Origin of the sequence: Nocardia sp. NPDC057668, from assembly GCF_042799795.1 — a bacterium.
Classification (GTDB): Bacteria; Actinomycetota; Actinomycetes; order Mycobacteriales; family Mycobacteriaceae; genus Nocardia.
Genome location: NZ_JBHVIC010000002.1, coordinates 547,864 through 559,405, shown reverse-complemented (window position 1 = coordinate 559,405; position 11,542 = coordinate 547,864). Strand labels below are relative to the sequence as shown.

Sequence of the window (11,542 nt, the reverse complement as noted above, 5' to 3'; positions counted from 1 at the left end):
CCCCATGTACAACTGGGATCTGCAGAACGCGATCGCCGCGTTCGTCGAGAGCCAGCGCCCCAACTTCCAGGCGCAGCACGACCTGTACCTGACCGTGTTGTACGCGTTCGTCGATATGCAGAGCCACCTGTTGACCCTGCTCGGCTTCCCGCCGGTGCCGTGACCTCGGCCCTGAGCGCCCGTATCGGGCGCACCGCGCGCGAGGGCGTGTTTCCCGGCCTGGACCTGATGGGCGCGGCCATCGCCGGGCTGCTGGTGCTCGACGCGCTCATCACCCTGGTGCTCGAGGTGTTGTTCCTGCCGCTGTACGTCGGTCAGGGCACGTTGCCCGCGGCCGCGCCGGCGGTCAGCGAGGCCGCCGGGCCGGTCGCCTCCGGCGTGTCGACGGGTGCGATCGCCCTGCCGCTGTCGGCGCTGGCGGCGGCGGTCATCAACGTGCTGCTGGTGCACGGCATGGGTACGGTCTCGTCGAGTTTCGCGGCCATGTCGCTGCCGCTGAGCGCCTGGACGGTCGGCTTCGCGCTGATGATCTTCTCCGGTCCGGGCGGGGACATCATGCTGCTGCAGGATTGGCCGACGCTGGCGCTGTTGGTCGGCGGGCTGCTGCCGGCCGGACTGTATCTGTACTGGCGCGCGACCACGCGCTACGCCGGCGAGGGCGGGTACTGAGCGACCGCGGCCGAAGACCCACCGGCCGCGGATCCGGCACTGCCGATCGGCCGAAGCTGGTTACTGATCAGCGAATGCACTGACCGCCAAGTTGATTCGGTTCTGTAGTCGATTCGGGATGTTTCCGTTACTCTCCTCGGGACGAGGAAGCGTGACGAAAAGCTCATTTCGGGCGGATCGAAACGAGTTTAAAGGCGCGTCACGCGTTCGGGATCGGAAAGATTTTCAGTGGGCAGCTGGCACAACCTGCGCAAAAAGCTTGGTACTACGTCCGATTCGGTGGGCAAGGGTCTGCAGGGCTGGCTCGGCGTCAGGGTCCGGCTGCTGTCCATCGTGGTCATCTCCAGCGTCACCCTGCTGGCTATCGGCGGCGGTGCGGCCGTATACCTGGTGAACTCGGCGCGCGAGGCCAAGGACTGGTCCGAATTGGCCAGCAGCACCACCGCGCCCGCCATTCTCATGGTCTCGGCCTTCCAGGAGGAGCGCAGGCTCTCGCTGCTGCGGGTGGTGGGCGATCCGGACGCCGCGCAGGCGCTCGTCGCCGCCCGGCAGCGCTCGGACGAAGCGCTGGCGGCGGTGAAGGAGAAGGGCGACGTCGCGTCCGAACTCAACCCCGACGGCGCCGTCAACGACGTCGAAGCCTTCTTCAAACTCTTCTCCGCGATCCCCACCGTGCGCGCTGGAGTAGACAGCCAGCAAACGCCGCCGGCGGATCTCTTCGCCTTCTACACCTCGGTCATCGGCACCATCGTCGGCGCCTCGCTGCTGGCCGCGCGTGTCGCTCCGGACGCCAAGCTGAGCATGGAACTGAATCACGGCATCGAGGCGCTGCGCGCGGCCGAGGCGCAGTCGCAGGCCGACACCATGGGTGCGGTCGCCGTGATCACGGGCGAATTCCCCGACATCGCGCTGCTGGAGTTCAGCCATCGGGTCGGCGAATTCCGCAGCGAGGTCGCCTATTCCGCGGTGGTGCTGCAGGGTAAGCGACTGGCGCAGTTGCAGGCGATCACGGCGAGCCCGGCGTGGCAACAGGTCGTGGCCATGCAGGACGCGCTGCTGTTGCGCGGGGCCTTCTCCGCTGCTGCCGCCGCCGAGAGCGCGGCGGCCAAGCCCGACAGCCGGACCCAGGACGCGGCCAAAGCCCAGGACAAGACCAAAGTCGAAGAACCCGAACCGCTTCCGCTCACCGTGGCCGCCTGGCAGGAGGCGTCCGGTCAGGTCAACGCCGGTTTGCAGAAGCTGTGGGAGGACCAGAGCCGCGACGCGCACGCCACCGCGCATCAGCAGAGCAACGACGCCACCCGGGACACGCTGCTCGGCAGCGCCGGCGTGCTGCTGGTCGCGATCCTGGCCTTCCTGGCCGCGCTCGTGCTGGCCAATCGCTTCATCGCCCGCATGCGCCGATTGCGCGACGACACACTGGAATTGGCGACCGAGAAGATGCCGGAGCTGATGCAGCGGCTCGGCGCGGGCGAGGAACTCGATCCCGCCGCCGAGGTGGTGCGCCTGGACTTCGGCACCGATGAGCTGGGCGACGTCGCCGACGCCTTCAACCGCGCGCACGTGGTGGCCGTCGGCGCGGCGGTCGCCGAGGCCAAGACCCGCGCGGGCATCAACGCGGTGTTCCTGAACATCGCCCATCGCAGCCAGGTGGTGGTGCACCGCCAGCTCGCGCTGCTTGACCGGGCCGAGCGCGAGGAGCAGAACGCCGATCAGCTCGAATTGCTGTTCCAGCTCGACCATCTCGCGACCCGTGCGCGCCGCAACGCCGAGAACCTGATCATTCTCGGTGGCGAGCAGCCGGGCCGGCGCTGGCGAAATCCGGTGGCGCTGCTGGATCTGGTGCGCGGCGCGGTCGCGGAGAGCCTGGACTACACCAGGATCGAGACCGGGCGCATGCCCGAGGTGCGGGTCGCCAGTCACGCCGTCGCCGACATCATCCACCTGCTGGCCGAGCTGACCGACAACGCGACCGCGTGCTCGCCGCCCGAATCCATGGTGACCGTCACCGGTTTGGTGGTCGGGCGGGGCGTGGTCGTGGAGATCACCGATCAGGGCCTGGGCATGTCCGAGGCCGAATACGCCGATCGCAACGCGATGCTGGCGAATCCGCCGGACTTCAGTGTGGCGACGCTGTCCGGCAACACCCGGCTCGGGCTCTTCGTGGTCGCGAAGCTGGCTGCCCGGCACGGTGTCTCGGTGCGGCTGGTGGAATCGGTGTACAGCGGGTGCCGGGCCATCGTGCTGATTCCGCAGGTGCTCGTCGAGGGCGGCAGGCATCATCCGCCGGTGCAGGCGCCGCCGGGGACCGGGCGCAACGGGGTCACCGAACTGCGTGATCCCGGACTGAACAGCCTGACCTCGCTGGCCGCGCTGGCGGACGCGGTCACCACCGGGTCGCTGCCGGTGCTGCAGCAGCCGCCGGTGTCGCGACCGCCGCTGTGGGAGAACGGGACCGACGTCATCGTGCCCGTCGCGCCGGTCGCGGAGCCGCCGGCCGCCCCGGCCGAGGGCGGACGCCCGGAGCTGCCCCGGCGCAATCGCCAGGCGCATCGCAGTCCGGTGGCGCACGCCGGGCCCGTCGTGCCCGCCACCGCGCAGGCGACCGCGCCCGGCGGGACCGCGCCCGCCGGATCGGTCCCGCAGGTCGTCGATATCGCTGCCGCGCAACCGTTCCCGCCCGCGACCCCGGCTTTCGTTCCGCCGCGCAAGCGCACCGCGGAGGAGGCGCGCAATCTCATGAGTGCGATCGCCAAGGGCACTCGTCAAGGCCGACAGCCACGCGTCGAACCAGAGAAAGGGCCACAATGACCACTTCCCAGCGAATCGATCTCGGCTGGCTGCTAGATGAATTGGTCAACGGCCTGACCGACGCGCAGTGCGCGGTGCTGCTGTCCACGGACGGGCTGCTGCTGGGTTCCTCGGTCGGGCAGGAGCGCGCGGACGCGGAGCGCTTCGGGGCCATGGCCTCGGCTCTGCACAGCCTGGCCCGCAGCGCCGGACAGCACTTCAACGCGGGCGGTGTGTGTCAGACGGTCGTGGAACTGGATCAGGCGGTGCTGTTCATCACCGCGGCGGGGGAGAACGCCTGTATGGCGCTCCTGGCCTCCGAGACAGCCGATATGGGGTTGGTGGCCTACGAGATGAATCAGACCGTGCAACGAGTCGGCAGTCATCTGTCGGTCGATCCGCGTAGCAACGCGGGCGGCGCCCAGCATCCATGAACGAGCCGCGCGAGCACTGGTACGAGGACGAGGCCGGGCCTCTGGTCCGCCTCTACGCCCTGACGCGCGGCCGGAGCACGGCCGAGCGTCCCGAACTCAGCGTCACCACGCTGGTGGTCGACGTGGAGCGCGGAAAGCCGATGCGGCGCAACGAACCCGAGTACGCGGCCATCGTGCGGCTGTGCCGCACCGCGCTGTCCGTCGCGGAGGTCTCGGCCCATCTGAACCTGCCGCTGACGGTGACCAAGCTGCTCATCGGCGATCTCATCGACGACGGCAGGCTGCTGTTCCGGTCACCGCCGACGCCCACGGGCAGCAGCGCCGACATGGGGCTGCTGCACGCGGTGCTGGAGGGCATACGGGCCATGTGAGGGCTCACGCCAGCCGTGCGGCGAGGCGGACGGCGTTCATGTAGGCGATGGCCTCGATGCTCACCATGGGGTTGACGCCGGGCGCGGTCGGGAAGCTCGAACCGTCCGCGACGACGATGTTGGACACGTCCCAGGTCGCGCCGTCCGGATCGGTGGCCGAGATGTCCGGGGAGCCGCCCATGCGCGCCGAGCCCATGATGTGCAGCGCGCCCATGGCGCACTGGCCGGGACCGTAGCCCGCCGCCTTGGCGGCGGCGTCGAATTCGGCGTGCGAGCCGCGCACGCCGGGCTCGTAGGACACCCCGGCCTGATGCCCGGAGACGATGCGCGTGGCCCCCGCGGCCTCGAGAATCTCTGCCGCGCCGACGATTCCGGTGTGCAGGTGCGCCGCGTCGTAGTCCGAGATCTGGTACTTCACGATCGGTTCGCCCGCCTTGTCCACGGTCACCGTGCCCGAGTCGCGGTCGCGGGTGATGACGCCGATGGCGTTGGAGCGGGCGAAGTCCGCCATGGCGGCGCGATGCCGCGCCGCGCCGCGCCAGCTCATGAAGCCGGTCGCCAGGCCCGGGTGCAGCGGGCCGGTCTCGTAGATGACGCCGTAGCCCTTGCCGTCCAGATCGGCGTGCCTGCGGCTGATCCGGGTCTGCAGGCCGCCCTCCCAGGCGCGCAGTTCCTCGTCGAAGACGCCGAAGACCGCGGCCGCGGGGTGCAGGCGCAGGTGTTTGCCGATGTTCTTGTTCTTCAGGCCGGAGCGCTTCAGCAGGGCGGGGGTTTGAATCGCACCCGCCGCCACGACGACCGCGCGGGCCTTGACGGTGATCTCGGCGCCGCCGGAGGTGACGGCCGAGACCGCTTCGGCCTTACCGTTCTTCACTACGACGCGGCGCACGTTCGCGTCGACCACCAGGCGTGCGCCGGCCGCCGCGGCGTCCGAGAGCCAGGTCTTGGTCACCGACTGCTTCGCGCCCAGGCGGCAGCCGTAACCGCAACGGCCGCACTCCGTTCCGGCGTCACACGCGTCGGAGACGTTGCGGGGCAACGTGTCGACGTCCCAGCCCAGGGCCGTCGCGCCGCGTTCGAGGACGCCGTCGCGTGCGGACAGCGGGGATCGATCGGTGGTCACGCCGATGCGCTTGGACACCACCTCCATGGCGTCGCCGTATTCGGCTTCGGCGAACTGCTTCGCGCCCAGCTCGGCCCATTCCGCGCGCACGCCGTCCGGGGTCGGCAGCGAGGTGCTCCAGTTGACGACGGTGCCGCCGCCGAGGCAGGTGCCCGCGACCAGGGTGATCTGCCCCTCGGCGGAGGCGGACGGGCCGGGCGCGTACAGGTTGGTGATCGCGGACAGCTCACCCGCGCCGAAATCCCGGTCGTCGTAATAGTTTCCGCGCTCGAGCACGATGACGTCGAGCCCGGCCTCGGCCAGCACCGCGGCGGCCGTGCCGCCGCCCGCGCCGGAGCCGACGATCACCACATCGCAGGTGAGAGTGGTGGATTCGGTGAAGCGCAGGGGCGTCAGCGCGGGCTGCGGCGCGGTCGGCAGCGGACCGGTGGGGGCCGGGTAGCTGATCTCCGTCCACAGCGGGTTCACGCCGGTGGCGCCGGGAGTCACGTTGTAGGACAACAGGGCCGCGCCCTTGAGCGCCTGGAAGATCGCGCGCACGGGGGCCAGCTTGGAGTCGCCGAGCCGCAGCAGTGCGGCTTCGCGCTGTTCCTGCGACAGGGTGGAGTACTTGCGCGGGCCGCTGCCGGTCAGCAGGCCCGTCAGGCGTGAATCCCAGAGGCCGAGCAGCGTCGCGAGCTGCTTCTTCTCGGCCTCGCGGGGGTTGCGGCCCAGGATCTGGAAGATCGTGTCGACCGCGCCCAGTTCCGAGGCCGGCGGCAGGGCCGACCCGTCGCCCGGCAGGAACGTATCGCAGATCATGCCCAGTGCCGCCCGCTGCTCGGCCGTTGGTTCCATGACGAAATCCACCCTTCGTAAAGCTCGGTGATTTCTACCACAGCGTACTGAATGTCCGCTCACTAACAGGTGGTTCGAGCTGGCGGAATCCTGTGAATCGAGAGTGAATTGTCGATTACATCAGGCGCGATTTGAAACGCCGGTGCACCGCTGTGTCCGGCGTCACATCACACCCTATGTCACACCCCGAGCCGCCGCGTCGTCCCCTTCACATAACCGACGAACAACCCTCCAGAGAAGAGCAGACGATGACCCGCTTCGCCCTGTACGCCAACGAGATCGCCGCCAAGTTCAACAAGCGCCTGGTGACCGCCGCCCGGGTGATCGACGAGTCGCCGCTGCCCAAGCCCACCCAGGAGCTGGTGAAGATCCGGGCCTCGCAGATCAACAGCTGCGGGATGTGCCTGGACATGCACACCAAGGACGCCGCGCACGCCGGTGAGACGCCGGTCCGCCTGGCCCTGATCGCGGCGTGGCGCGAGTCGACCGTCTTCACCGACGCCGAACGCGCCGCCCTGGCCCTGACCGAGGAGGGCACCCGCCTGGCCGACACCTCGCGCGGCATCACCGAGGACACCTGGTCGCAGGTGCGCAAGCACTACGACGACGATCAGATCGGCGCGCTGATCTCCCTCATCGCGACGATCAACGCATGGAACCGGCTGAACGTGATCGCCGGGATGGCGGGCGGGGAGTACGTGCCCGGCCAGTGGTGAGCCCCGCGTCGTTCCGCGAATCGGGGCCCGGTGGGGGATCTTTCGATCCGTTGCCGGGCCTCGTTCGTCACGACGTCCGGTGCGAGGGCTGCCCGTCGTCTCGCGCCCGCGCCGACGCGGTGTCGAGAGACGATCGGAATCGAGCGCGTTCGGCCTTGCACCGCTCGTCGAGATCGGGGCGCGCACTCCGAGTCGCCGCCGTGGTGGGCCCGTGAATCGCAGTGCTGCGCGGTCTTTCGCTGCTGCCGTCGACCTCGGGGAGCCGAAGTGGGTCGGCGCGGTCCTAGCGGCTTCCCAGTTGGCCCGGTGTCACCGCCTCGATGAGCGGCCACGCCTCGGCCAGGGGGATGTCGATGATGTGATACCGCTTCTTGCCCGCCGCCGAGGCCGCGGTGATGGTCGCCAGCCCCACCCGGCGCTGGAACCAGCTCTGGCGCACGGTCCAGCCGATGATGCCGGGCGCTTCGAGGCAGTCGCGGTCGCGGTCCAGCGAGCCGCTGCGGGTGATCAGCCAGGTCGGTTTGCCGTGCGCGGCCGGCACGACCGCGTGCCCGAGCCCCCGATACCGGTCCCAGGCCAGAGCGATGGCGATCGGCACCGCCAGCACGGTCAGTGCCCACAGCCACGCCGGAATATGCACGCCCGCAAGTGATAGCACGAGCAGGACGCCCGTCGCCGTGCCCACCGGCGACAGCGCCCGCGTGTAGCGCCGCCGCCGCGCGGCCGGTCCGTGGGGCGTGAGTTCGGCTGTCACCGGCGCGGGCGCGGCCAACTCGCCCCACTCGCGGGCCGGCCCGCAGGCCGGTGTTGCGTGGCTTCCGGAACTCGTTCCGGCGGAATCGATTCCACCGGTTTCCTGGGTGCCGAAGGTGCCGTGGGCAGGGTCGGCCACGGGGCTCCCGGCCGTTGTTTCCGCGGCGTGCGCGGGCGCGGTCCCGCCGGGCGGGAGCGCGCCGCCCGCCGCGGACCGATCACCGAGTCCGGTCGCGCCGAAGTTCGAGTCATGCTCGGGCGCAGCCGATTTGCTGAGTGATGCAGTGGTGGAGCCGGTGCGGCCAGAGACGGTCGTTTCCACGGGTGCGCGGACGGACCGGGTGGCGTCGACGCGTGTCGTGTCGTCCAGCAGGTGGGCCAGGGTGTGGTCCACGGCGGCCCGAGGCGCCTGGGGGAGGAGTTTCTGGCGGGGGTCGGCGCCGGTCATGATGGCTTCGAGTTCGGCCGCGCCCGCCCAGCGCAGCAGCAGCGGTTCGTTCACCGTCGCGCCGCGCAGGCGGGCCAGGTCGAGGGTGATCTGGCGGGTGGTGAACAGGCCGTGGCGGATGTGCAGGGTCGCGCCGTCGTCGACCACGCGCAGGTCGTGGTAGGTGGCCAGGTAGCGGGCGCAGGCGGCGAGGCTGACGATCAGCACCAGCGCGATGATCAGGGCGGTCACCGCGAGCGCGATGATCTGCACGCCACCGTCTTCCACGCCCTGCACCGCGTCGGAGTCGAAGATGACGCCCGCGATCCCGTACTGGAACGCCAGGCCGACGATGGGCGCGATGATGGCGAAACCGGTGAGCGAGAGGGGTGCGTAGCGCACCCATTCGCGTTGCCAGTGCGCGATTTCCACCGGTGCGCGGGTGGGCTGCGCAGGGGTCTCGGGGGCGGTCGACGGTGCCGGCGCGTCCGCGTCCGCGCCCGGAAGCTGTTCGGTGGCAGGGTTTTCCCCAGCGCCCCGGGTGTGCGCCAGCAGCGCGGTACGCAGCTGCGGCACGATTTTCGCGTCCAGCGAGTCGAGTTTGAACTGGTCCCCGCGCTCGGCCTGCTGCCCGGTTCCGATGGACAGCACCGCCAGCCCCAGCGCGCGATGCAGCAGGTCCGCTTCCACGTCCACCGATCGCACCCGGTTGCGCGGCACCGAAAGCCGTTTGCGCTGAATCAATCCCGTGCGCAGTTCGACATTGTCCGGCGTGATCCGGTACGTGGTGGTGAACCACCGCGTCACCGCCAGCACGACGATCGCCCCGACGACCATGAGGCTCCACACCGGGCTGTCGGCCCGCGCCCCCGCGATCATCGAGGCCAGCAGCACCGGAATGAACCGGATCAACTCGGTGACCGGATGCACCAGCAGCATTCGCCGATCCAGCCGCTCCCAGCTCTCCGCTCCCACCCCGCCCGCGATGCCGCCCCCGGCGGTCCCGGCGAAGCCATCGGGCCGCACCGAATCACCCTGTCCGCCGAAGTTGCCCGGCGCGGCAGGGCCTCCCGGCACAGCCGCGCCGGCGGGCCCGAGGTGATCCCACGGCGCGGCCGCATCGCCGGGCTTGCCGAGGCCCGGAGCGGATACCCGGCCGGGCGTGCCCGCTTCCGGGGTCGAGCCGCGGGCGCCGGGATGGTCACCGGGCGCGGCACCGGGGAGGTCGGCGGCCGTCGTGCCGCTCGGTGCGGGCGCGGGATCCGGCAGTCCCGCGGCGGAGGGGGGCTCCGCCGAGCCGGGGTGGTCGGCGGGGCCGGGGGTGCCGGTCATGTCGCGTCGCCCCGGTGGCGAGCGGCGATCTCGGTCAGCCGGGTGACCGTGTTGCGGGCGTCGGCCAGTTCCAGGGCGCTGATGTGGACCGCGCCGGCGGAGGAGGCCGTGGTGACGGTGACGGTGGCCAGGCCCAGCAGGCGTTCGAGCGGGCCGCGGTAGGTGTCGACCGTCTGCACGCGGGTGATGGGCGCTACCCGGCTCTCCTGGGTGAACCAGCCGGTGCGGGTGTAGACGGCCTCGTCGGTGATCTCCCACCGATGCACCGCGTAGCGCCACCAGGGCACGACGGCGATGTTGAATATCGTTGCCGCGACCATGATTCCGAGCAGGATGAGCTGGATCGTGCGTCTGTGCGGATCCAGCAGCATCCACACCAGGACGGCCAGGATGGGGAACACCCACGACAGGGTCGCGCTCAGCGCCCACAGCAGTTTGGCGCGGGGACTGGGCCGCCAGGCGGGGTCCACCAGAATGCCGCCTGGGGCGGTCGACATGCCGCCGGGGGCGGTGGGCTCGGGCATGCCTGCCATGCTTGCACGATTCGCGCCCTGAGCGCGGTAGATACCGGCCGCTCGGTCCTCCACCCCCGGCCCGGGCCGCCCTACCCGGTCGTGGCCCGCACGGGTTCGCCCTGTTCACCGCGAGAGTCGGCGGTCCGCGTCGCGATCAGCGCGGCCGCGAGCGCGATGAGGCCGCCGAGCAGCAGCGCCAGTCGGAAGCCGGAGGTCATGGCGGCGGCGGCCGATTCACCGGCCGCGATCCGGTCGGCGGTGCGGGCGGTGGCGACGGCGGTCAGGATCGCGATGCCCAGCGCGCCGCCGATCTGCTGCGCGGTGTTGAGCAGGGCGGCGGCGAGCCCGGCCTGCTCCGGGGGCACGCCCGCGTTGGCGGCGGCGGTCGTGGCCACGAACACCGCGCCCGCGCCGAAGGCCATGATCAGCATGCCGGGCAGGACGTCGGCGGCGAAGGATCCGTCGACCGGGATGCGGGACAGCCAGATCAGGCCCGCGCCCATCAGCACCGAGCCGCCGACGATCAGCGGCCGGGTTCCGGTGCGGGCGAGCAGTTTCTGGGTGGCCCCGGCCGCCGCGGCCAGGCAGAGGCTGAACGGGAGGTAGGCGACGCCGGTCTCGAGTTCGGTGTAGCCGAGCACCGACTGCAGGTACAGGGTCAGCACGAAGAACATCGCGAGCATGCCGGCGGCGATGGTCAGGTAGGTGAGGTTCGCCGCCGCCAGCCCCCGGATGCGGAAGATCGACAGCGGGACCAGCGGGTCGCGGGTGCGAGACTCGTTGACCACGAAGGCGATCAGCAGCACGAGGGCCGCGCCGAGCAGGGCGAGTGTGCGCGCGTCGTCCCAGCCGTATTCGGGCGCCTGGACCAGGCCGTAGACCAGCAGCATCAGACCGGAGGTCGCCAGCGCGGTGCCGAGCACATCGAAGCCGCCGCGGGGGCCGTCGCGGCGGTCGTCGGGCAGTAGGGCGGGCACCGCGATCAGCACCAGCAGGCAGACCGGGGTGTTGACGTAGAACACCCAGCGCCAGCCGGGCCCCTGGGTGAGCGCGCCGCCGAGCAGAACCCCCGCGGCCGAGGCCAATCCGGCCGCGCCGCCCCAGACGCTGAGCGCGATGTCGCGGTCCGGTCCCTCGCGGAACGTGGTGGTGAGCGTCGAGAGCGCGGCCGGGAGCATGAGCGCCGCGCCGACGCCCTGCGCGAGCCGCGCCCCGATCAGCAGTTCGCTGCCGTGCGCGAGTCCGCCCACGGCGGCCGAGACGCCGAGCAGGACGGTGCCGGCCAGCAGGACGCGGCGGCGGCCCAGCAGGTCGGCGAGCCGCCCGCCCAGCAGCATGAGCCCGCCGTAGGTGAGCATGTATCCGCTGGTGACCCATTGCAGCGTGGACACGTCCAGGCCGAGGTCGCGTTGCATGGCGGGCAGGGCGACGTTGACGATCGACCCGTCGACGAAGTCGAGGAAGGCGATCGTGCACAGCAGCGCGAGTACGAGTTTGCCGCGGCGCGTGGCCAGCAGCGCGGGTGATTCGACGGGTGAGCGCACCGGCGGTGTCCTCTCGGGTTGCGGCGGACGC

10 protein-coding genes and 1 pseudogene are annotated in these 11,542 nt (G+C 70.9%); 6 read left to right on the top strand and 5 right to left on the bottom strand.

What is annotated here, in order from left to right; genetic code table 11:
• Window positions 1-4: 4 nt before the first annotated feature.
• From ACFVBH_RS15390 to ACFVBH_RS15370, 5 genes are all read left to right on the top strand, one after another.
• A complete protein-coding gene (locus ACFVBH_RS15390) occupies window positions 5-163 on the top strand; it encodes a hypothetical protein (protein ID WP_354989252.1) in 159 nt (52 codons plus the stop codon).
• Window positions 160-669 carry a hypothetical protein gene (locus ACFVBH_RS15385; protein WP_379002149.1) on the top strand — a complete coding sequence of 170 codons (510 nt, stop codon included), beginning with the start codon at window positions 160-162 and terminating at the stop codon, window positions 667-669. The genes ACFVBH_RS15390 and ACFVBH_RS15385 overlap by 4 nt, the downstream gene beginning before the upstream one ends.
• A 228-nt stretch (window positions 670-897) precedes the next feature.
• Window positions 898-3,480 carry a nitrate- and nitrite sensing domain-containing protein gene (locus ACFVBH_RS15380; RefSeq protein ID WP_379002148.1) on the top strand — a complete coding sequence of 861 codons (2,583 nt, stop codon included), beginning with the start codon at window positions 898-900 and terminating at the stop codon, window positions 3,478-3,480.
• Entirely contained in the window at window positions 3,477-3,893 is a 417-nt protein-coding gene (locus ACFVBH_RS15375) for a roadblock/LC7 domain-containing protein (protein ID WP_354989255.1), read from the top strand. Before ACFVBH_RS15380 ends, ACFVBH_RS15375 begins: the two co-directional genes overlap by 4 nt.
• On the top strand, window positions 3,890-4,264 hold the full coding sequence (locus ACFVBH_RS15370) for a DUF742 domain-containing protein (protein WP_354989256.1): 375 nt from the start codon (window positions 3,890-3,892) through the stop codon (window positions 4,262-4,264). The genes ACFVBH_RS15375 and ACFVBH_RS15370 overlap by 4 nt, the downstream gene beginning before the upstream one ends.
• 4 nt (window positions 4,265-4,268) lie before the next feature.
• Here the strand turns inward: ACFVBH_RS15370 and ACFVBH_RS15365 are convergent, their stop codons facing one another.
• Complete coding sequence (locus tag ACFVBH_RS15365; RefSeq protein WP_379002147.1) at window positions 4,269-6,224, bottom strand: GMC family oxidoreductase; 1,956 nt, start codon at window positions 6,222-6,224, stop codon at window positions 4,269-4,271.
• A gap of 248 nt (window positions 6,225-6,472) precedes the next feature.
• Between ACFVBH_RS15365 and ACFVBH_RS15360 the strand changes: the two genes are divergently transcribed.
• Complete coding sequence (locus ACFVBH_RS15360; RefSeq protein ID WP_354989258.1) at window positions 6,473-6,940, top strand: carboxymuconolactone decarboxylase family protein; 468 nt, start codon at window positions 6,473-6,475, stop codon at window positions 6,938-6,940.
• Between the two features lie 283 nt (window positions 6,941-7,223).
• On the opposite strand, the gene ACFVBH_RS15355 is transcribed toward ACFVBH_RS15360, so the two are convergent.
• The 4 genes and pseudogenes from ACFVBH_RS15355 to ACFVBH_RS15340 form a co-directional block, all read right to left on the bottom strand.
• The gene (locus ACFVBH_RS15355) at window positions 7,224-8,141 is read right to left on the bottom strand and encodes a PH domain-containing protein (RefSeq protein WP_379002796.1); all 918 of its coding nucleotides are present in this window, start codon (window positions 8,139-8,141) and stop codon (window positions 7,224-7,226) included.
• Between the two features lie 588 nt (window positions 8,142-8,729).
• A pseudogene (locus ACFVBH_RS15350) lies at window positions 8,730-8,957 on the bottom strand (PH domain-containing protein); the annotation flags it as partial.
• Between the two features lie 491 nt (window positions 8,958-9,448).
• Window positions 9,449-9,985, bottom strand: a complete 537-nt coding sequence (locus ACFVBH_RS15345; protein ID WP_354989260.1) for a PH domain-containing protein — start codon at window positions 9,983-9,985, stop codon at window positions 9,449-9,451.
• Window positions 9,986-10,056: 71 nt separating this feature from the next.
• On the bottom strand, window positions 10,057-11,511 hold the full coding sequence (locus ACFVBH_RS15340) for an MFS transporter (RefSeq protein WP_379002146.1): 1,455 nt from the start codon (window positions 11,509-11,511) through the stop codon (window positions 10,057-10,059).
• Between the last annotated feature and the right edge of the window lie 31 nt (window positions 11,512-11,542).

Coding starts and splice junctions, on each gene's coding strand:
- ACFVBH_RS15345 (WP_354989260.1), bottom strand. CDS start 9,985: ATGGCAGGCATGCCCGAGCCCACCGCCCCCGGCGGCATGTCGACCGCC.
- ACFVBH_RS15390 (WP_354989252.1), top strand. CDS start 5: ATGTACAACTGGGATCTGCAGAACGCGATCGCCGCGTTCGTCGAGAGC.
- ACFVBH_RS15375 (WP_354989255.1), top strand. CDS start 3,477: ATGACCACTTCCCAGCGAATCGATCTCGGCTGGCTGCTAGATGAATTG.
- ACFVBH_RS15370 (WP_354989256.1), top strand. CDS start 3,890: ATGAACGAGCCGCGCGAGCACTGGTACGAGGACGAGGCCGGGCCTCTG.
- ACFVBH_RS15365 (WP_379002147.1), bottom strand. CDS start 6,224: ATGGAACCAACGGCCGAGCAGCGGGCGGCACTGGGCATGATCTGCGAT.
- ACFVBH_RS15360 (WP_354989258.1), top strand. CDS start 6,473: ATGACCCGCTTCGCCCTGTACGCCAACGAGATCGCCGCCAAGTTCAAC.
- ACFVBH_RS15355 (WP_379002796.1), bottom strand. CDS start 8,141: ATGACCGGCGCCGACCCCCGCCAGAAACTCCTCCCCCAGGCGCCTCGG.